This window comes from Streptomyces sp. NPDC093225, assembly GCF_044753805.1.
Classification (GTDB): domain Bacteria; phylum Actinomycetota; class Actinomycetes; order Streptomycetales; family Streptomycetaceae; genus Streptomyces.
Map to the genome: position 1 here is coordinate 14387 of NZ_JBIVNX010000044.1, position 18531 is coordinate 32917.

General features: G+C 71.1%; 19 protein-coding genes. 13 read left to right on the forward strand and 6 right to left on the reverse strand.

The features are described 5' to 3' along the window. The first annotated feature begins 198 nt into the window (after nucleotides 1–198). The 4 genes from glyA (at nucleotide 199) to ACIQCH_RS30065 (ending at nucleotide 4525) form a co-directional block, all read left to right on the forward strand. Nucleotides 199–1473 (forward strand): serine hydroxymethyltransferase, encoded by a 1275-nt coding sequence (glyA, locus tag ACIQCH_RS30050; RefSeq protein ID WP_402586019.1) that lies wholly within the window; start codon nucleotides 199–201, stop codon nucleotides 1471–1473. 120 nt (nucleotides 1474–1593) lie between these two features. Continuing rightward, entirely contained in the window at nucleotides 1594–2604 is a 1011-nt protein-coding gene (gene trpS, locus ACIQCH_RS30055) for a tryptophan--tRNA ligase (RefSeq protein WP_402586021.1), read from the forward strand. Between the two features lie 159 nt (nucleotides 2605–2763). After that, a complete protein-coding gene (locus ACIQCH_RS30060) occupies nucleotides 2764–3354 on the forward strand; it encodes a 2'-5' RNA ligase family protein (RefSeq protein ID WP_402586022.1) in 591 nt (196 codons plus the stop codon). 217 nt (nucleotides 3355–3571) lie between these two features. After that, nucleotides 3572–4525 (forward strand): YihY/virulence factor BrkB family protein, encoded by a 954-nt coding sequence (locus ACIQCH_RS30065; RefSeq protein WP_402586024.1) that lies wholly within the window; start codon nucleotides 3572–3574, stop codon nucleotides 4523–4525. On the opposite strand, the gene ACIQCH_RS30070 is transcribed toward ACIQCH_RS30065, so the two are convergent. Next, entirely contained in the window at nucleotides 4473–5708 is a 1236-nt protein-coding gene (locus tag ACIQCH_RS30070) for a D-alanyl-D-alanine carboxypeptidase family protein (RefSeq protein ID WP_402586026.1), read from the reverse strand. The two genes, ACIQCH_RS30065 and ACIQCH_RS30070, sit on opposite strands and share 53 nt — an antisense overlap. A gap of 121 nt (nucleotides 5709–5829) precedes the next feature. On the opposite strand from ACIQCH_RS30070, the gene ACIQCH_RS30075 reads away from it, so the two are divergent. From ACIQCH_RS30075 to ACIQCH_RS30085, 3 genes are all read left to right on the forward strand, one after another. Beyond that, nucleotides 5830–6075, forward strand: a complete 246-nt coding sequence (locus tag ACIQCH_RS30075) for an SCO4848 family membrane protein (protein ID WP_030204100.1) — start codon at nucleotides 5830–5832, stop codon at nucleotides 6073–6075. After that, nucleotides 6072–7295 (forward strand): metallophosphoesterase, encoded by a 1224-nt coding sequence (locus tag ACIQCH_RS30080; RefSeq protein ID WP_402586028.1) that lies wholly within the window; start codon nucleotides 6072–6074, stop codon nucleotides 7293–7295. Before ACIQCH_RS30075 ends, ACIQCH_RS30080 begins: the two co-directional genes overlap by 4 nt. 249 nt (nucleotides 7296–7544) lie before the next feature. Next, a complete protein-coding gene (locus ACIQCH_RS30085; protein ID WP_402586029.1) occupies nucleotides 7545–9098 on the forward strand; it encodes an ABC transporter substrate-binding protein in 1554 nt (517 codons plus the stop codon). 44 nt (nucleotides 9099–9142) lie between these two features. Here the strand turns inward: ACIQCH_RS30085 and ACIQCH_RS30090 are convergent, their stop codons facing one another. The 5 genes from ACIQCH_RS30090 to ACIQCH_RS30110 all read right to left on the reverse strand — a co-directional run bounded on the left by ACIQCH_RS30090 (nucleotide 9143) and on the right by ACIQCH_RS30110 (nucleotide 13217). Then, on the reverse strand, nucleotides 9143–9916 hold the full coding sequence (locus ACIQCH_RS30090; RefSeq protein WP_402586031.1) for a TetR/AcrR family transcriptional regulator: 774 nt from the start codon (nucleotides 9914–9916) through the stop codon (nucleotides 9143–9145). An 11-nt stretch (nucleotides 9917–9927) separates the two neighbouring features. After that, nucleotides 9928–10386 carry a thiol-disulfide oxidoreductase DCC family protein gene (locus ACIQCH_RS30095; RefSeq protein WP_402586033.1) on the reverse strand — a complete coding sequence of 153 codons (459 nt, stop codon included), beginning with the start codon at nucleotides 10384–10386 and terminating at the stop codon, nucleotides 9928–9930. A 3-nt stretch (nucleotides 10387–10389) separates the two neighbouring features. Beyond that, the gene (locus tag ACIQCH_RS30100) at nucleotides 10390–10794 is read right to left on the reverse strand and encodes a hypothetical protein (RefSeq protein WP_402586035.1); all 405 of its coding nucleotides are present in this window, start codon (nucleotides 10792–10794) and stop codon (nucleotides 10390–10392) included. A gap of 423 nt (nucleotides 10795–11217) precedes the next feature. After that, on the reverse strand, nucleotides 11218–12489 hold the full coding sequence (locus ACIQCH_RS30105; RefSeq protein ID WP_402586037.1) for a hypothetical protein: 1272 nt from the start codon (nucleotides 12487–12489) through the stop codon (nucleotides 11218–11220). Continuing rightward, nucleotides 12489–13217, reverse strand: a complete 729-nt coding sequence (locus tag ACIQCH_RS30110) for an RNA polymerase sigma factor (RefSeq protein WP_402586098.1) — start codon at nucleotides 13215–13217, stop codon at nucleotides 12489–12491. The genes ACIQCH_RS30105 and ACIQCH_RS30110 overlap by 1 nt, the downstream gene beginning before the upstream one ends. A 371-nt stretch (nucleotides 13218–13588) precedes the next feature. Between ACIQCH_RS30110 and ACIQCH_RS30115 the strand changes: the two genes are divergently transcribed. The 6 genes from ACIQCH_RS30115 to ACIQCH_RS30140 all read left to right on the forward strand — a co-directional run bounded on the left by ACIQCH_RS30115 (nucleotide 13589) and on the right by ACIQCH_RS30140 (nucleotide 18509). Then, on the forward strand, nucleotides 13589–14200 hold the full coding sequence (locus tag ACIQCH_RS30115; protein ID WP_402586100.1) for a 2-oxo-4-hydroxy-4-carboxy-5-ureidoimidazoline decarboxylase: 612 nt from the start codon (nucleotides 13589–13591) through the stop codon (nucleotides 14198–14200). Nucleotides 14201–14332: 132 nt separating this feature from the next. Then, a complete protein-coding gene (gene sdhC, locus ACIQCH_RS30120; RefSeq protein ID WP_402586039.1) occupies nucleotides 14333–14713 on the forward strand; it encodes a succinate dehydrogenase, cytochrome b556 subunit in 381 nt (126 codons plus the stop codon). 5 nt (nucleotides 14714–14718) lie between these two features. After that, nucleotides 14719–15198 (forward strand): succinate dehydrogenase hydrophobic membrane anchor subunit, encoded by a 480-nt coding sequence (locus ACIQCH_RS30125; protein ID WP_402586041.1) that lies wholly within the window; start codon nucleotides 14719–14721, stop codon nucleotides 15196–15198. A 26-nt stretch (nucleotides 15199–15224) separates the two neighbouring features. Further along, entirely contained in the window at nucleotides 15225–16979 is a 1755-nt protein-coding gene (gene sdhA, locus ACIQCH_RS30130) for a succinate dehydrogenase flavoprotein subunit (RefSeq protein WP_402586043.1), read from the forward strand. Further along, the gene (locus tag ACIQCH_RS30135) at nucleotides 16979–17737 is read left to right on the forward strand and encodes a succinate dehydrogenase iron-sulfur subunit (RefSeq protein WP_402586045.1); all 759 of its coding nucleotides are present in this window, start codon (nucleotides 16979–16981) and stop codon (nucleotides 17735–17737) included. The genes sdhA and ACIQCH_RS30135 overlap by 1 nt, the downstream gene beginning before the upstream one ends. 160 nt (nucleotides 17738–17897) lie before the next feature. Then, nucleotides 17898–18509 (forward strand): Uma2 family endonuclease, encoded by a 612-nt coding sequence (locus ACIQCH_RS30140; protein ID WP_402586047.1) that lies wholly within the window; start codon nucleotides 17898–17900, stop codon nucleotides 18507–18509. Nucleotides 18510–18531 lie beyond the last annotated feature (22 nt).

Consider the following 18531-nt stretch of genomic DNA (forward strand, 5'->3'; position numbering starts at 1 on the left):
CAACTCCTATCGTCGCTCGGATCCTGGACGCGGAAACCTTCCGCCACGGCCTGCCCGATATGGTGTCCGTACGCGCGGCGACTGGCGTACGGAGAACGAACTCCGGGGGAGCCGTGCGCGCACGACCGCACCAGCGGGCCGCTCGCCTGGGCCGCCGCGGGGACGAACCGCCATCGACCCCACGACGAGGAGCTCCCCATGAGCCCGCGCGACGCCCGCCATCCCGCCCTCTCCGCGATCGACCCGGACCTCGCCGCCCTGATCGGCGCCGAGGAGACGCTCCAGGCGGAAACCCTGCGGCTGATCCCGAGCGAGAACTACGTGTCCGCGGCCGTGCTGGAGGCCTCCGGCACCGTGCTGCAGAACAAGTACAGCGAGGGCTACCCCGGCCGCCGCTACTACGAGGGCCAGCAGAACATCGACCGCATCGAGGCGCTGGCCGTCGAGCGGGCCCGGGCGCTCTTCGGGGTGGACCACGCGAACGTCCAGCCGTACTCCGGCTCGCCCGCGAACCTGGCCGTCTACCTGGCCTTCGCCCGGCCGGGGGACACCGTCATGGGCATGGCGCTGCCGATGGGCGGCCACCTCACGCACGGCTGGGGCGTCTCGGCGACCGGCTCCTGGTTCCGGGGCGTGCAGTACGGCGTGCGCGCCGACACCGGACTGATCGACTACGACGAGGTCCGCGAGACCGCGCTCAAGGAGCGCCCGAAGGTGATCTTCTGCGGTGGTACGGCGCTGCCCCGGACCATCGACTTCGCGGCGTTCTCGGAGATCGCCGAGGAGGCCGGGGCCGTCCTGGTCGCCGACATCGCGCACATCGCCGGTCTGGTCGCGGGCGGTGCCCACCCGTCGCCGGTCCCGTACGTCGACGTGGTCTCCACCACCACGCACAAGACGCTGCGCGGCCCGCGCGGCGCGATGCTGATGTGCCGCGAGGAGCACGCCAAGGCCATCGACAAGGCGGTCTTCCCGGGCCTCCAGGGCGGCCCGCACAACCAGACCACGGCGGGCATCGCGGTGGCGCTGCGCGAGGCGGCGGAGGTCTCCTTCGCCTCGTACGCCCACGCCGTCGTGGCCAACGCCAAGGCGCTGGCCGAGGCGCTGCTGGCACGGGGCTTCGACCTGGTGTCGGGCGGCACGGACAACCACCTGATCCTGATGGACCTGACCTCCAGGGAGGTCCCGGGCAAGGTGGCGGCGAAGGCGCTGGACCGGGCGGGGATCGTCGTGAACTACAACACGGTGCCGTACGACCCCCGCAAGCCCTTCGACCCGTCCGGCATCCGCATCGGTACGCCGGCCCTGACCTCGCGCGGCCTCACCCCCGACCACATGCCGGCCGTCGCCGCCTGGATCGACCGCGGTGTCGCCGCGGCGGCCTCCGGCGACGAGGCGGCCCTCGCGGTCGTCCGCAAGGAGGTCGCCGACCTCCTGACCGCCTACCCGGCCCCGGGCCTGCCGGTCGCCTGACGGGACCGCGCCCCGGACCTCGCGCCCCGGTCGCGGGCGGGCTGGAAATCCGGCCCGCCCGCGATCGGGCGGTCACCCACCGCGGCCGGGAGACCGCGCCGCACCTGAGAGAATGACCCCATGGCCACTCGTCCTCGCGCGCTCTCCGGTATCCAGCCGACCTCGGGTTCGTTCCACCTCGGGAACTACCTCGGTGCCATCCGCCAGTACGTCGCCCTCCAGGAAACGCACGACGCGTTCTACATGGTCGTCGACCTGCACGCGATCACCGTCCCGCAGGACCCCGCCGCGCTCCGGGAGAACACCCGCCTGTCCGTCGCGCAGCTGCTGGCGGCCGGCCTCGACCCGGACCGCTGCACCCTCTTCGTCCAGAGCCACGTGCCCGAGCACGCGCAGCTCGGCTGGGTCATGAACTGCCTCACCGGCTTCGGCGAGGCCGGCCGGATGACCCAGTTCAAGGACAAGTCCGCCAAGCAGGGCGCCGGCAACACCACGGTCGGCCTCTTCACGTACCCGATCCTCCAGGTCGCCGACATCCTCCTCTACCAGGCGAACGCCGTCCCGGTCGGCGAGGACCAGCGCCAGCACATCGAGCTCACCCGCGACCTCGCCGAGCGCTTCAACCAGCGCTACGGCCAGACCTTCACCATCCCGGCCGCGCACATCGTCAAGGAGGTCGCCAAGATCTACGACCTCCAGGACCCGACGGCCAAGATGAGCAAGTCCACCGCGAACCCCAAGGGCCTGGTCAACCTCCTCGACGAGCCCAGGGCCACCGCGAAGAAGATCAAGAGTGCGGTCACCGACACCGACACCGTGATCCGCTTCGACCCCGAGGCCAAGCCGGGCGTAAGCAACCTGCTGACCATCCAGTCCGTGCTCACCTCCACCCCGGTCGCCGAGCTCGAAGAGAAGTACGAGGGCAAGGGATACGGCGCGCTGAAGACGGACCTGGCCGAAATCGTGGTCGACTTCGTCACGCCCTTCCGGGAGCGCACGCAGGAGTACCTCGACGACCCGGAGACGCTGGACAACATCCTGGCCAAGGGCGCGGAGAAGGCCCGCGCGGTCGCCGCCGAGACCCTGGCCCAGGCCTACGACCGGCTCGGTTTCCTGCCCGCGAAGCACTGAGGGAACACCGGTCCGGCCGGATGTCACAGGTCCGGGACGGCAGTGGGACAGCACTGTCGACCTGGGCCCCTGGCCGTTTCGGGGGTGCTGGCCCCACACTGGGACCGGCACCATCCCGCACCACAGGCCACGCACAGCAGACGATCACGAGGAGAACACGTGGGGACCGTAACGCTCGGCGTTTCGATCGCGGTCCCGGAGCCGTACGGCAGCCTGCTCCAGCAGCGGCGCGCCGGCTTCGGGGACGCCGCCGCGCACGGCATCCCCACCCACGTGACCCTCGTCCCGCCCACCGAGGTGGAGGCGGACCGGCTGCCGGAGATCCGCGCCCACCTCACCGAGGTCGCGGCGGCCGGCCGGCCGTTCGTGATGCGGCTGGCGGGCACCGGCACCTTCCGCCCGCTCTCGCCGGTGGTCTACGTCAAGGTCGTCGAGGGCGGCGAGGCCTGCGCCCGGCTCCAGGGCCAGGTCCGCGACCCCGACGGGCCGCTGCTGCGCGAGCTGGCGTTCCCGTACCACCCGCACGTGACCGTCGCCCACAACATCTCCGAAGAGGCGATGGACCGGGCGTACGAGGAACTCGCCGACTTCGAGGCGGAGTGGCTGTCCACCGGCTTCGCCCTCTACGAGCAGGGATCGGACGGGGTCTGGCGCAAGCTGCGCGAGTACCCTTTCGGCGTCGCGGCGGCCGGGGTCCCGGCCCAGCTGCCCCGGGACGCTCACCGGGACGAGCCGACGCTCCAGGCGTAGCCGCGGATCCTGCGGGCCCGGAACCGGAGGGTCCGTAGGACGACGTCGTGGAACGGGTGCGTGCGATCGGGGCGCATCATGGCCCCGACCGTAGCGGCCAAAGATGACGATTCCGGTGATTTCTTTCGACGGGCCGGTGATGATCGTCCACACGTTTGCGGACGATCCGTCCCGGTCCTGACGGTTTTCCCGGCCCGCCGCCCCTACGGTGAGGGTCATGGACTGGCTGAAGAACCTCCCGGTGATCGGCCCGGTGGCGGTCCGCCTGATGCGGACCCACGCCTGGCGCTCGTACGAGCGGCTCGACCGCGTGCACTGGACCCGGCTCGCGGCCGCCATCACCTTCATCAGCTTCCTCGCGCTCTTCCCCCTGATCACCCTGGCGGCGGCCGTCGGCGCCGCCCTGCTCTCCCGCGGCCAGCTGGACCAGCTGGAGGCCAAGCTGACCGAGCAGGTCCCCGGCATCTCCGACCAGCTGGACATCGAGGGCCTGGTGCAGAACGCCGGCACCGTCGGGGCCGTCTCCGCCCTGCTGCTGCTCGTCACCGGTGTCGGCTGGGTCGGCTCGATGCGGGACTGCCTGCGCGCGGTCTGGGACAGGGACGACGAGGACGAGGGCAATCCGGTCGTCCGCAAGGGCAAGGACGTCCTGGTGCTGCTGGGCCTCGGAGGCGTGGTCCTGGCCTCCGGCGCCGCCTCCGTCTTCGGCTCCAGCGCGGTGGGCCGCACGGCCGACTGGATCGGGCTCCCGCGCGGCGGCGCGGGCGGGGTGCTGCTGCGCGCCGCCGGGTTCGTGGTCGCCGTGCTGGCCGCCTTCCTCCTCCTGCTGTACCTCCTGACGCTGCTGCCCGGCGTCGAGCCCCCGCGCCGCCGGCTGCTGGTGGCGACGCTCATCGGAGCTGCGGGCTTCGAGCTCCTCAAGCTCCTGCTGAGCAGCTACATCCAGGGGGTGGCGGCCAAGAGCATGTACGGGGCCTTCGGCGTGCCGGTGGCCCTGCTCCTGTGGATCAACCTCAGCTCGAAGCTGCTGCTGTACTGCGCCGCGTGGACGGCGACGGGACCGGAGGAGGAGGCGCGGGCGGGGTCGGCGGCGGAGGCGGAGCCCGCTTCCGGACCCGTCAGTCGTGCGCGGCCCGACGGCCCCGACGCCCCTTCGGCCAGCGCCGGTTGACGACGAAACCGCCGCCCGCGATCGCGATGAGCACCCCGCCCGCCACCGCCAGCGCGGTCCCCACCCCGCCCGAGGACTGCTCGGCCGCGGCCTGCTGCTCCTGCTCGTGGCTCTGCGCCGGCGAGCCCAGCGAGGAGGTGTCCGCGCTCTTCGGCGGCACCAACTCGCCCACCGGCGTGACCTTCCCGGCGGCCGCGAAGCCCCAGTCGAGCAGGGCGGCGGTCTCCTCGTAGACGGCGTTCGCGCCCTCGGCCGGGTTCATGACCGTCACGAGCAGCTTGCGCGACCCGCGCTGGGCCACGCCCGTGAACGTCGCGCCGGCGTTGGTGGTGTTGCCGTTCTTGACGCCCGCGATGCCCTTGTAGGGGTTCACCCCGTAGGCGCCGGTCATGAGCCGGTTGGTGTTCTGGATGGCGAAGTGATCGCGCGGCTTGCCGGGCTTCTGCTCGCCGGGGAACTCCGCCTCGGCCGTGGCGCAGTACTCGCGGAAGTCCTTCTTCTGGAGCCCGGAGCGGGCGAACAGGGTCAGGTCGTAGGCGCTCGAGACCTGCCCCGGGGCGTCGTACCCGTCGGGGGAGACCACGTGCGTGTCGAGGGCCTGCAACTCCTCGGCGTGCGCCTGCATGTCGGCGACCGTCTTCTCGACGCCGCCGTTCATCGCGGACAGCACGTGCACGGCGTCGTTCCCGGACCGCAGGAACACCCCGAGCCACAGGTCGTGAACGGTGTAGTCGAGGTCCTCCTTGACGCCGACCAGGCTGGAGCCCGCGCCGACGCCCTCCAGTTCCTCGTCCTTGACCTTGTGCACCTGGTTCTTGGGGAGGGTCGGCAGCACGGTGTCCGCGAAGAGCATCTTCAGCGTGGAGGCCGGGGGCAGTCGCCAGTGCGCGTTGTGCGCGGCCAGCACCTCGCCCGATTCGGCGTCGGCCACGATCCACGACAGCCCGCTCAGGGTGGCGGGCAGGGCGGGCGCGCCCGGGCCCAGCTTGACCTGCGTACCGGGCTTGCCGAGCAGGCTCCCGCCGACGGTGGACATCGAGGCGGGCGGCGCGGGCTGCTTCCTGGTCTTCTTGACCGGGTTCTTGGGGTCCGGCATGGGCGCGGCGAGGGCCGGGCCGGCGGTCAGGGCGGGCAGCAGCAGCGCGGCGGCGAGAGCCGTCAGTACGGTCTTCTTTGCAGACACGCAGGTGAACGTACATGCAGTCCGCCGGGAAGCGGAGCCGGGCGGGCCGAACCGCCGCAACGTCTGCCGAGACAGCCCACCCCGACGCGGCCGTCCTGGGGACTGAGCCGATACTGGCCCCATGAGACTCAGCCGTTCCGCCTCCTGGTTCCTGCTCGCCTTCGGGGTGTGGAGCTGGATCATCTGGACCACTTTCGTCAAGAACCTGTGGAAGGACGGCAGCGGCCTCGCCTTCGACGACGCCGGGGACCCGACCGCCTACTTCTGGGTGCATCTTGCGCTCGCGGTCACTTCCTTTCTCCTGGGGACGGGCGTTGGAGTGATCGGGTTGCGCGGGGTCCGCGCGCTGCGGCGCGAGTCACGATGACCGTCGTCCTCTTCGTCGCGATCGCGCTGGCGGTCCTCGGCCTGCTGGTGCTGGTGCACCGGTGGCTGTGGGTCCGGCTGGTCCGTGACACGGCGCTCACGGGGCGGTGGCGCACGCTCGGTACGGGCGCCCTGGTGGCCCTGCCCCTGCTGACGGTCGGCGCCCTCGTCTCCGGCCGGGCCGGCGCCCCCTTCTGGCTCCAGCGGGTGCTCGCCTGGCCGGGATACCTGTGGCTGGCCGTCCTCCTGTACCTGTCGCTGGCCCTCCTGGTCGCCGAACCGGTCCGCGCGCTGTGGCTGAGGAGGTCGGCGCGGGCTTCGACCCCGGCCCCGGCCCCGACTCCGGCCCCGCCGGTGGCTGCGGCGGAGCCGGAGCCGGAGCCGGCCGAGGCCGGGCCCACCCGCAGGGTGTTCGTCGCCCGGACGCTGGCCGGAGCGGCGGTGGCGGCTGCGGCCGGCACGGTCGCGTACGGCACGTACGGGGTCATGCGCGGCCCGGCGGTGAAGCGCATCACGGTGCCGTTGGCCAAGCTCCCCAGGGCGGCCCACGGCTTCCGCATCGCCGTCGTCAGCGACATCCACCTCGGCCCGATCCTGGGCCGTGCCCACACCACCCGCATCGTCGACCGGATCAACGCCACCCAGCCCGACCTGATCGCGGTCGTCGGCGACCTCGTCGACGGCAGCGTCGCGGACCTCGGCCCCGCCGCCGAGCCCCTCGCCCGGCTACGGGCCCGTCACGGCGCGTACTTCGTGACCGGGAACCACGAGTACTTCTCCGGCGCCCAGCAGTGGGTCGACCACGTGCGGGAGCTCGGCCTGCACCCCCTGGAGAACGCCCGCACCGAACTGCCCGGCTTCGACCTGGCCGGCGTCAACGACGTGGCCGGCGAACGCGAGGGCCACGGTCCCGACTTCGCCAAGGCCCTCGGCGACCGCGACCCGGCCCGCACGGCCGTGCTGCTCGCCCACCAGCCGGTGGTGATCGACGACGCGGTCCGGCACGGCGTCGACCTCCAGCTCTCCGGGCACACGCACGGCGGCCAGCTCTGGCCGGGGGAGTACGTCGCCGCGCTCGCCAACCCCACCGTGGCCGGTCTGGAACGCTACGGGGACACGCAGCTGTACGTCTCGCGCGGGGCCGGGGCCTGGGGGCCGCCGGTGCGGGTCGGAGCGCCGTCGGACATCACAGTCGTAGAGCTTGCGTCTTATCAGGCGTAACTTGCCCAAACCTGTAGCGACACGCCCTTCCACTTGTGAAATTTCCGTGGTTGAGTGGGCAACGTTTTGCAGGAGCTGATGGCTATGGGGGCCGTTGGCTCCTCTGTCGGTGGCTATAGGGAGCCACCGGCCCAGTGGGCGACGGCTAGGGACCGTCGGCCAGGAGCTGTCGGCCGTGGGTTGGCCGACGGCTTTGAGTCGTCGGCTATGGGGGCCGCCGGCTCGGGGGTTGATGGAGGAATTCTCGCCATGCGGCGTGTAGCAGTCATAGGCCTGGCGGCCGGTTCGGTTCTGGTGGTCGCCGGTGTCGGCGCCTGGCAGCTCCTTCCGTCCGTAGGGGAGAAGAACGACGCGATCACGGTCGGCACGACCGACGAGGTCTCGTCGCTGGACCCGGCGGGCGCGTACGACGCCGGTTCCTGGGCGCTGTTCAGCAACGTCTACCAGTCGCTGCTGACCATGAAGACGGGCTCGCAGATGCCGGTGCCGGACGCCGCGAGCTCCTGCCGGTTCATCGGCCAGAAGCTCACCACGTACCAGTGCGAGCTGCGGCCGGGCGTGAAGTTCTCCAACGGCCGGGAGATCACCGCCGCGGACGTGAAGTTCTCGTTCGACCGCATCAAGGCGATCAAGTCGGACCAGGGCCCGGGCCCGCTGTTCAACACGCTGAGGTCGGTCAGCACCCAGGGCCGCACGATCACCTTCAACCTCTCCGCGCGCGACGCGACCTTCCCGTTCAAGATCGCCTCGGGTGCCGGCTCGATCGTGGACAAGGACAAGTACCCGGCCGCCGGTCTGCGCACCGGTTCCGAGGTCGACGGCTCCGGCGTGTACACGCTCAAGTCGTTCACCAAGGGCCAGATCGAGCTCACGCCGAACGACTCGTACAGCGGCAACGCGCGCGCTCCCCACGTGCCCGTCACCATCAAGTACTACGAGGACTCGGACCAGCTCAACGACGCGTGGACGGGCCACGAGGTCGACGTCGCCCACCGCGACCTGCCGCCGAACGTGCTGGCCGGCCTCAACCCGGGCATGAAGGACATCCGCTACCACGAGTCGGGCGGCTCCGAGACCCGCAACATGGTCTTCAACGCCCGCAAGGGCTCGGCCTTCGAGGACCGGGCCGTGCGCCAGGCCGTCGCCGCCGTGCTCGACCGCTCCCAGATCGCGAACCTGGTCTTCGAGGGCACCGTCACCCCGCTGTACTCGCTGATCCCGCAGGGCATCAGCGGCCACAGCACCGCGTTCTACGACGCCTACCCGCAGCCCAGCGCCGCCAGCGCCAAGTCGCTGCTGCGCGAGGCGAACGTGAGCACCCCGGTGTCCTTCACCCTCGGCATCAACAAGCGCGGCACCAACGTCGCAGAGGCCGAGAACATCAAGAAGCAGCTGGACGAGTCCGGCCTCTTCAAGGTCAAGGTGGACGTCCAGCCGGACTTCACCACGTTCCAGAAGGCCTACGCGGCCGGCAAGTTCGACGCGTACAACGTCGGCTGGATCCCGGACTTCCCGGACCCGGACAACTTCACCGCCCCGCTGATCGGCTCCGACTCCTCGATGCTCAGCGGCTTCTCCGACCCGGCCGTGCAGAAGCTGATCACCCGGACCCAGTCCTACAGCGACCGCGGCATGGCCGCGAACGACTTCCGCGAGCTGCAGCGGCAGGTGGCCCTGAAGGTCCCCATGCTGCCGATCTGGCAGAAGAAGGACTACGTGGTCAGCCGCGAGGCGGTCACGGGTGCCCAGTTCCTGTCCGACGGCACGGGCGTGTGGCGCCTCGGCGACCTGAACTGGCTCTGACGGGGAATCCGGCACCGGCGGGCACGGCCTGAGGGCCGTACCGCTCAGCCCTCGGCGGGGGACTCCACGGAGTCCCCCGCCTTCTCGTCCTTCGCGCCGGTACGGGACTTCGCGGTCTTCGTGGCCCGCGTCGCGGCCGAGGCCGCCATCCCCGGCAGGAAGTCCGAGAACAGCTCGTGCACCTCGTGGACGAGCGGCCGCAGCACCCGGAACCGGGCCAGCGCCACGCCCCGCGTGGTGAGGGCGGAGCCGCGCTCGGCGAGCCGGCGGGTGCGCTCGGAGTTCTCCGAGCGGTCGAAGACCCAGTAGAGCACCAGGCCCATCTGGGAGAGCCACATCAGCTCGGGCAGGACGTCCCGCAGCTCGTCCGGGACCTTCGCCTTGGAGCCGGCCAGCACCTCGCGGTGCAGGGCGATCGCCGCCTCGCGGGCGTTCTCCGACTCGGGGGAGAAGGGGCTGAGCGGGCTCTCCGGGTCGGCGGCGTTCTTGAAGAACTGGGCCGCGAACTCGTGGTACGGCTCCGCGATGTCCAGCCAGGACGTCAGCACCCCGGACATGCGGGTCTGCAGGTCGCTCTCGCGGTCGAGGATCGGCCGGACCGCCGCCTGGTGCTCCGCGCCGATCCGGTCGTAGAACCCCTGGACCAGGTGTTCCTTGGACGAGAAGTAGTAGTACGCGTTGCCGACGGAGACGCCGGCCTCCTTCGCGATGGCCCGCATCGTCGTCTTGTCGTAACCGCGCTCCTGGAACAGCCGGAGCGCGGTCTCGAGGATGAGCGTGCGGGTCTGCTCGCTCTTGGCGGGCTTTGCTTCAGTCACGGTGTCCGAGCCTATCCGGGCACCGCACACCCGTCGGAACAGCCCGTGGTGCCCGCGGTGGTGCCCGCGGCGCCCGCCGTGCCCGCGCGCACCTTGGCCGCGGCGAGCATCGTGGCGCGGGCGAAGGGCAGACCGGTCGGGGTGGCCAGCCAGCGGGCCTTGGGCCGGTGTTCGGCCAGCGCCCACAGGCAGACGATGAAGGCGCCGGTGCCGCGCCAGACCTGGCCCTTGTCGCCGACCACCGTGATCTCGCGGAGGGTCGCGGCGTGGTCGAGCCGCGGGAAGCGGCGGTGGGCCTCGAACGACCCCGCCGGCACGAGGGCCAGCGGGACGAGCCACTTCTGGCCGAGCAGCCAGTTGCGCAGGTGCACGCAGAGCGGGCACTGGGCGTCGTACAGCACCGTCAGCCGGCGCACCGGGGTGCGGGTCGGGACGGGGGGCGCCGGGGTCGGCGCGGCGGCCGTCGCCATGGCTCAGGCCCCGGCCGGCGCGGTCCAGGCGTCGGGAGCCACCGGCGGGGTGTTCTCCCGCTCCAGGATCCCGCGGCGGCGCATCTTGTTGAGCACCCAGACGTTGCCGAGGTGCATGACGCCGAGGACGAGGAGCACGACGCCCAGCTTGGCCGACAGCGCCTCCAGGAGGCGGGCGGCGTCGGGGATGTCCTCGGCGGCCTTGAGGTAGAGGCTGACGAAGCCGAGGTTGACGAGGTAGAAGCCGACCACCAGCAGGTGGTTCACGGCGTCCGCGAGCTTCTCGTTCCCCTGGAGGACGTCGGCGATGAAGATGCGGCCGTTCCGGCTGAGCGTGCGGGCCACCCAGACGGTGAGTCCGACGCTGATGAGCAGGTAGGCGACGTACGCGACAACAGTGAGGTCCATGACCCCACCCCCCTCTTGAACGTGTTCAAACGGTTGGTAGGACTGACTGTAGCCCTCCTTTTGAACACGTTCAAGCCGTGGTTTGAACATGTTCAGGGAAGGGGCGGGGGTGCGCCGGGAGGAGGGGGCGGCGCGGGGAGGGGAGAGGCGTGCGGGGAAGGAGGGGTGTGCCGGGAGGAGGGGGGTGGCGCGGGGAGCGGAGCGCTGGGGCCCGGTACGACGAAACGGCCGAGGCCCCGGGAAGTCCCGGGGCCTCGGCCGTCGTACGTAAGGGGCGCGGGTGGGGCCGGGGGAACGTGCCCCACCCGCGCCGGGTTGCGCAGAGCCCCGGGGTACGGGGGGAACCCCGGCTCATGCGCGGCCGATGACCAGTCGGCTCGTTATGTACTGCGCCGGGGGCGCGGAAAGTGTTACACCCGCGCGTCAGCGGTTCGCGGAGCTCGCGCCGGCGGCGTCCCCGGACCGGCCGGAGCCGCCTTCGGACCCCTTGGCGGAGCCGGCGGCGGAGGCCTTCGAGGCGGTCCCGGCGGCACCGGACCCGGCGACACCGGCCGTCCGGGCGGCGGACTTCGCCGTGGGGTCGGTGGTGGGCTTCGGCGTGGCCTTCGTGGTGGGGCCGGTGGCGCGGGCGGTGGCCGCGGGGGCGGGTGCGGCCTTCGGGGTGACGGGCGCGCCCGTACCGGCCGTGCGGGGGTTGAAGCCGAGCGGCGACGAGCCGTTCTTCCCCTTGTCGCCGCCCTTGCCCTTGTCCTTGTCGTCGCCCGTGCCGCCCAGCAGCCGGTCGCAGAAGCGCTCCAGCGTGCTGCCGCCCGCCGCGCTCTCCAGGTCCAGCCGCCGCTTGCGGTCCAGCTTCCCGGCCCGCAGGTCCTTGCAGTGCTCGGTCAGCTTGGCCCGGAGCTCGGGGCTCGTGGTGGCGCCCGTGCCGCCGGTGTCCGTGCCGCCGGTCCCGGTGCCGGTGCCGCCGGTGGCCTTGTCCTCGGGGTGCTCGCTCGCCGGCGTGCCGCCGGTGGCGGTGCCGCCCGTGACGGTGCCGGAGCCGGGCGTGCCGGAGGCGGACCCGGTCGCGGGGCCGTCCGGCAGCAGCTTCGGCGAGACCGGGTCGCCTTCGGCGATGTCGGTCGCCGAGCCGCTCGGGCCCGTGGAGGGCAGCTCCGAGACGGACAGCGACGGGGCGGGGCCGGCGATGACGCTCTGCGGCAGCAGCCCGGAGGTGGCGGCGGCCGCCACCCCGCCGACGGCCAGCCCCGCCACGGCCGCCGCGAGCACCAGCCGCAGCGGGCGGCGCCGGAACGCGCCCGGGCGGCCGTGCTCCCGTACGGGCAGGGCGGCGGAGGTGGTCAGGGCGGGGAGTTCGGCGGACCCGGTGGTGCCGTGGGCGGCGCCGCCGAGCCGTACGGTCGGCTCCTCGGCGGCGCGGATCCGGGCCTCGCCGGCGCGCGCGCTGCGGAAGGCGGCCAGTGCGGCGGCTTCGCCGGGCAGTTCGGTGTCGAGGCGGGTGGGCGGGACGAGCGAGTCCAGCGCTTCGGCGAGCCGCTCGGCGTCGCTGCGGGCGCGGTCGTCCCGTGCCGTCCGCGTCCCCGCCGTCCGGTCGGCCGCGGTCCCGGCGGGACCGCCGTCGCCGGGCAGGACGGGTCCACCGCGCAGCAGCTGTTCCGCCGCGGCCCGGTCGAGCCATCCGTAGCGATCGTCGGCCATCACATGTCCCTCTGCGTCCGCCAACGCGATTGCGTCACACTGGTCCGCACCTTCTGGCCCCGTGTGGGGTCGCGCTGTGCGGGTACGGCGTCCAGTTCGCCGCCGCCCCCCTGGCCTCCCGCGCCACCGGAATCATTGGTTCCGTGCGGGCCGCCGACAGCATCGGCATTATCGCCGAACTCGGTGCCGATCAGTTCCGCGAGCTTCTTCAGTCCGCGGTGGGCGGCGGTGCGGACGGCGCCGGGCCGCTTGCCGAGGGTCTCGGCCGCGCTCTTGGCGTCGAGCCCGACGACCACGCGCAGGACGACGGCCTCGGCCTGGTCCTGCGGCAGCCGGGATATGAGCTCCATGGTGCGGCCGGTGGAGAGGGACTCCATGGCCTCGCCGAACGTGTCGGAGTCCGCGGCCCGACCGGTGAGCTCGGTCTCGTCGCCGCCGACGGCGGGCCGGCGGCCGCGCATGCGTATGTGGTCGAGGGCCCGGTTGCGCGCGATCCGGGCGGCCCAGCCGCGGAACCGGTCGGCGTCGCCCTCGAAGGAGGAGAGGTCGCGGGCGATCTGGAGCCAGGCCTCGGACGCCACGTCCTCGGCCTCCCATTCGCCGACGAGCGTGCGTACGTACCCGAGCAGGCGCGGGTGTACGGCGCGGTACACAGTACGGAACGCGCTTTCGTCGCCGTCCTGTGCCGCGAGCACTGCGGCGGTCAGCTCCGCGTCGTCCCCCAGCAACTCCCCAACCCGTTCAATGTCCTGTCCGTCCCTGCGCAAATCAGCACGTTACGGCGTTCCTGCATGTCTCGTCCATGACTTGTACAACCAGCAACCATCTGTGAGCGCAGCGGGGTGTGACACAAACCGCAGCCTTGGCGCTGACAGGTATACGGGCTTGTCGCACGAGCCCGTAACGGACGGCGGCCGGGGCCTCTCCTGTGGGGGGTGGCGGCCTCGGTCGCCTCCGGAGCCCTCAGGTGAGCACCTCTTCGCGCCACAGCACACCACGCCTACCCGTGCGAGTGAAAATCCGCTGATTGTGCGCCCGGCCCGTAGCGGCGCTCGGTAGCGTGGCGGCACACCCCCGTCGCGCCCCGAGGAGCCCCCCGCTGTCCAGTCATCTCCCGGGACAGGTCCGCGGCAGCTCGGGGCTGACCCTCTTCAACGCGGCGACCCCGGACGCCGCCGAGGACGCCCTCCTCCACTGCTGCGGCAGCCGCCGCTGGGCGCACCGGGTCGCGGCCCACCGCCCGTACCCGGACCTGGACGCGCTGCTCGCCGCGGCCGACGAGGCGGCGTACGACCTCTCGCGGGCGGACCTGACGGAGGCGCTGGCCGACGAGTTCCCGGCCGAGCTGCACCGCGACGCGCTGCCCGCCGCCCATCTGGCGCTGGCGGCGGCCCAGGACGAGTACGAGCGGACGTTCGGTTACGCCTTCCTCATCTGCCTGGACGACCACCCCGCCGAGGAGCACCCCGACCAGGTGCTGGAGGCGCTCCACCGGCGGATGGCGAACGACCCCGAGGAGGAGCGCACGATCGCGGCCGAGGAGCTGCGGCGGCTGGCGCGCGGCCGGCTCCTCGCGCTCGTCGGGGCGCTCGTCGGCGCCGGCGTCCTCATGGCTTCCGCGGCATCCGCGCCCGGCCCGCCCACAGGCGTGGGCGTACGCCCGAATTGGGCAGGTTCGGACCTGTCCGATAGCCCGTCCGTGCCTGTTTGATCACACCACCGGACCCCGGGCAAAGGAACCGACAAGTCGTCGCTACGATGTCGGGGGCCGGTGGACCGTACCCGGCCGGGCCCGACCGACAACGAAGCCGGCGGCCCTCGCCTCGCTTCCGGAGGGTTTTCCGTGCCGGCTGGAACGCTGTACCGCGGCCGGGAAGGAATGTGGAGTTGGGTGGCTCACCGAGTCACCGGCGTCCTCATCTTCTTCTTCCTGTTCGTACACGTCCTCGACACCGCTCTCGTCCGCGTCTCCCCCGAGGCGTATGACGATGTCGTGGCCACCTACAAGACCCCGATCGTCGCGCTGCTGGAGTACGGCCTCGTGGCCGCCATCCTCTTCCACGCGCTCAACGGTCTCCGTGTCATCGCCGTGGACTTCTGGTCCAAGGGCCCGCGCTACCAGAAGCAGATGCTCTGGTCCGTCGTGGGCGTCTGGATCGTGCTGATGATCGGGGCTATCTACCCGGTCCTCAACCACGCCTACCTCGAGCTGTTCGGGAAGTGACACAGATGTCCGCAGACACCTCTTCTTCCGCGATCGGCGCCGTCGAGGGCGTGAGCCTGTACGACGTCGAGAACCCGGCCCCGTACATCGAGGCCCCGCGCAAGCGCACCGGCAAGACGCCCCGCGCCACCCGCGGCAACTTCGAGATGGCCGCCTGGCTCTTCATGCGCCTCTCGGGCGTCGTCCTGGTCGTGCTGGTCATCGGCCACCTGCTGATCCAGCTCGTGCTGGACGGCGGCGTCAGCAAGGTCGGCTTCGCCTTCGTCGCCGGCCGCTGGGCCTCCCCGTTCTGGCAGGTCTGGGACCTGCTGATGCTGTGGCTCGCCATGCTGCACGGCGCCAACGGCCTGCGTACCGTCATCAACGACTACGCGGAGCGCGCGAACACGCGCCTGTGGCTGAAGGGCCTGCTCTACACCGCCACGGTGTTCACCATCCTCCTGGGCACGCTGGTGATCTTCACCTTCGACCCGAACATCCGCTAGGCAACGGGGCTGAGGCGACACATCGCATGAAGATCCACAAGTACGACACCGTCATCGTCGGCGCCGGTGGCGCGGGCATGCGCGCCGCCATCGAGGCGACGAAGCGCAGCCGCACCGCGGTCCTGACGAAGCTCTACCCCACCCGCTCCCACACGGGCGCCGCGCAGGGCGGCATGGCCGCCGCGCTGGCCAACGTGGAGGAGGACAACTGGGAGTGGCACACCTTCGACACGGTCAAGGGCGGTGACTACCTGGTCGACCAGGACGCCGCCGAGATCCTGGCGAAGGAGGCCATCGACGCGGTCCTCGACCTCGAGAAGATGGGCCTGCCGTTCAACCGCACCCCGGACGGCACCATCGACCAGCGCCGCTTCGGCGGCCACTCGCGCAACCACGGCGAGGCCCCGGTCCGCCGGTCCTGCTACGCCGCGGACCGCACCGGCCACATGATCCTCCAGACGCTGTACCAGAACTGCGTCAAGGAGGGCGTGGAGTTCTTCAACGAGTTCTACGTCCTGGACCAGCTGATCACCGAGGTCGACGGCGTCAAGAAGTCCGCCGGTGTGGTCGCGTACGAGCTGGCCACCGGCGAGATCCACATCTTCCAGGCGAAGGCCGTCATCTACGCCTCCGGCGGCAACGGCAAGTTCTTCAAGGTGACCTCCAACGCGCACACCCTCACCGGTGACGGCCAGGCGGCCTGCTACCGGCGCGGTCTGCCGCTCGAGGACATGGAGTTCTTCCAGTTCCACCCGACCGGCATCTGGCGCATGGGCATCCTGCTGACGGAGGGCGCCCGCGGTGAGGGCGGCATCCTCCGCAACAAGGACGGCGAGCGCTTCATGGAGAAGTACGCGCCGGTCATGAAGGACCTCGCGTCCCGTGACGTCGTCTCCCGCTCCATCTACACGGAGATCCGGGAGGGCCGCGGCTGCGGTCCCGAGGGCGACCACGTGTACCTGGACCTCACGCACCTCCCGCCGGAGCAGCTGGACGCCAAGCTCCCGGACATCACGGAGTTCGCGCGCACCTACCTCGGCATCGAGCCCTACACGGACCCGATCCCGATCCAGCCCACCGCGCACTACGCCATGGGCGGCATCCCGACCAACGTCGAGGGTGAGGTCCTGACGGACAACACCACCGTCGTCCCGGGCCTGTACGCGGCCGGCGAGGTCGCCTGCGTGTCCGTGCACGGCGCCAACCGCCTGGGCACCAACTCGCTGCTCGACATCAACGTCTTCGGCCGCCGCGCCGGCATCGCCGCCGCGGAGTACTCCGCCAAGGCCGACTACGTCGAGCTGCCGGAGAACCCGGGCCAGCTGGTGACCGACATGGTCGAGCAGCTGCGCGCCTCCACCGGCTCGGAGCGGGTCGCCGACCTGCGCAACGAGCTGCAGGAGACGATGGACGCGAACGTGTCGGTGTTCCGCACGGAGCAGACCATCAAGACGGCGGTCGAGAAGATCGCGGAGCTGCGCGAGCGCTACAAGAACGTCTCGATCCAGGACAAGGGCAAGCGGTTCAACACGGACCTGCTGGAGGCCATCGAGCTGGGCAACCTGCTCGACCTGGCCGAGGTCATGGCCGTCTCGGCCCTGGCCCGCAAGGAGTCCCGCGGCGGTCACTACCGCGAGGACTACCCGAACCGCGACGACGTCAACTTCATGCGCCACACCATGGCGTACCGCGAGGTGGCTGCCGACGGGAAGGACTCCGTCCGGCTCGACTACAAGCCCGTCGTCACCACCCGCTACCAGCCGATGGAGCGTAAGTACTGATGGCTACCCCGACCCTCGACAAGGTGGAGGCGGAGGCTGCCGCCTCCCCCTACATCACGGTCACCTTCCGGATCCGCCGCTTCAACCCCGAGGTCTCCGACCAGGCGGAGTGGCAGGACTTCCAGATCGAGATCGACCCGAAGGAGCGCGTGCTCGACGGTCTCCACAAGATCAAGTGGAACCTGGACGGCACGCTCACCTTCCGCCGCTCCTGCGCGCACGGCATCTGCGGCTCCGACGCGATGCGGATCAACGGCAAGAACAGGCTCGCCTGCAAGACGCTGATCAAGGACATCAACCCGGAGAAGCCCATCACGGTCGAGGCCATCAAGGGCCTCACGGTGATGAAGGACCTCATCGTCGACATGGAGCCCTTCTTCCAGGCGTACCGGGACGTCATGCCGTTCCTGGTCACCAAGGGCAACGAGCCGACCCGCGAGCGCCTGCAGTCCGCCGAGGACCGCGAGCGCTTCGACGACACCACCAAGTGCATCCTGTGCGCCGCGTGCACGTCCTCGTGCCCGGTGTTCTGGAACGACGGCCAGTACTTCGGCCCGGCGGCGATCGTCAACGCGCACCGCTTCATCTTCGACTCGCGTGACGAGGCCGGCGAGCAGCGGCTGGAGATCCTGAACGACAAGGACGGCGTGTGGCGCTGCCGCACGACCTTCAACTGCACCGACGCGTGCCCCCGCGGCATCGAGGTCACGAAGGCGATCCAGGAAGTCAAGCGCGCGCTGATCACGCGCCGCTTCTGACCTTCCCGGTCCCGCAGGTCGTACGAGGGCCCCGTCCCCCGGTGTTTCCGCACCGGGGGACGGGGCCCTCGCCCGTTCGGGTGAGTGCGCCGGATCCGGCCCCGGGGCCCGCGGGCGCCCTACGATGATGCTCTCGACAGCAGCCCACGGGAGGCACGTGATGTCAGCAGCACCCGCTGAGCAGCCCCACGGTGGTGGTCGGCCTCTGATCGACGAGGCCAACCGGATCATGGAGCGGCTTCCTGGCTACCGCGTCGAGATCATCGGAGGCGTCATCGTCGTGACTCCACCAGCGGACATCGCTCATTCGCGCGGGCTCACGAAGCTCATGCGCCCCTTCTTGGCCGCAGGTCTGGACGACGACGAGTCCGAGATCCACCAGGGCATCGGGCTCTGGTTGCCCGCAGGTCCCTCGGACTATGCGATCCCTGATCTCTGCATCGTGGATGCAGACGCCGACGCGTATCTCATCGAGAACAATTGCTACGCCCCGTCAGTCTTCCGGCTCGTCCTCGAGGTGACGTCGAGCAACTACCAGAACGATCTGCGGGGCAAAGTCATCGCTTACGGCAATGCCAAGATCCCCGTCTACGTCATCGTCGACCGTAGGCACAACCGTCTGCACGTTCTCACCGACCCGGTCGCCGACGGATACGAGACCCACCGCGTCCACGCGCCCGGCGAGCTCGTCACCCTGCCCGAGTCGATCGGGGCCAAGGTCACCCTCGACGTCGAGGAGATCCTGCGGGCCGCCGCCCCGCGGGCCGAGTAGCCCCACGGGGCGGCGAGCGACG

Bases quoted from the DNA above. Each gene is read 5' to 3' on its own strand.
- ACIQCH_RS30065 (WP_402586024.1), top strand. From the start codon at position 3,572: ATGGACTGGCTGAAGAACCTCCCGGTGATCGGCCCGGTGGCGGTCCGC.
- trpS (WP_402586021.1), top strand. From the start codon at position 1,594: ATGGCCACTCGTCCTCGCGCGCTCTCCGGTATCCAGCCGACCTCGGGT.
- ACIQCH_RS30100 (WP_402586035.1), bottom strand. From the start codon at position 10,794: ATGGACCTCACTGTTGTCGCGTACGTCGCCTACCTGCTCATCAGCGTC.
- ACIQCH_RS30125 (WP_402586041.1), top strand. From the start codon at position 14,719: ATGTCCGCAGACACCTCTTCTTCCGCGATCGGCGCCGTCGAGGGCGTG.
- ACIQCH_RS30085 (WP_402586029.1), top strand. From the start codon at position 7,545: ATGCGGCGTGTAGCAGTCATAGGCCTGGCGGCCGGTTCGGTTCTGGTG.
- ACIQCH_RS30075 (WP_030204100.1), top strand. From the start codon at position 5,830: ATGAGACTCAGCCGTTCCGCCTCCTGGTTCCTGCTCGCCTTCGGGGTG.
- ACIQCH_RS30080 (WP_402586028.1), top strand. From the start codon at position 6,072: ATGACCGTCGTCCTCTTCGTCGCGATCGCGCTGGCGGTCCTCGGCCTG.
- ACIQCH_RS30140 (WP_402586047.1), top strand. From the start codon at position 17,898: ATGTCAGCAGCACCCGCTGAGCAGCCCCACGGTGGTGGTCGGCCTCTG.
- ACIQCH_RS30135 (WP_402586045.1), top strand. From the start codon at position 16,979: ATGGCTACCCCGACCCTCGACAAGGTGGAGGCGGAGGCTGCCGCCTCC.
- glyA (WP_402586019.1), top strand. From the start codon at position 199: ATGAGCCCGCGCGACGCCCGCCATCCCGCCCTCTCCGCGATCGACCCG.
- ACIQCH_RS30095 (WP_402586033.1), bottom strand. From the start codon at position 10,386: ATGGCGACGGCCGCCGCGCCGACCCCGGCGCCCCCCGTCCCGACCCGC.
- ACIQCH_RS30105 (WP_402586037.1), bottom strand. From the start codon at position 12,489: ATGGCCGACGATCGCTACGGATGGCTCGACCGGGCCGCGGCGGAACAG.
- sdhA (WP_402586043.1), top strand. From the start codon at position 15,225: ATGAAGATCCACAAGTACGACACCGTCATCGTCGGCGCCGGTGGCGCG.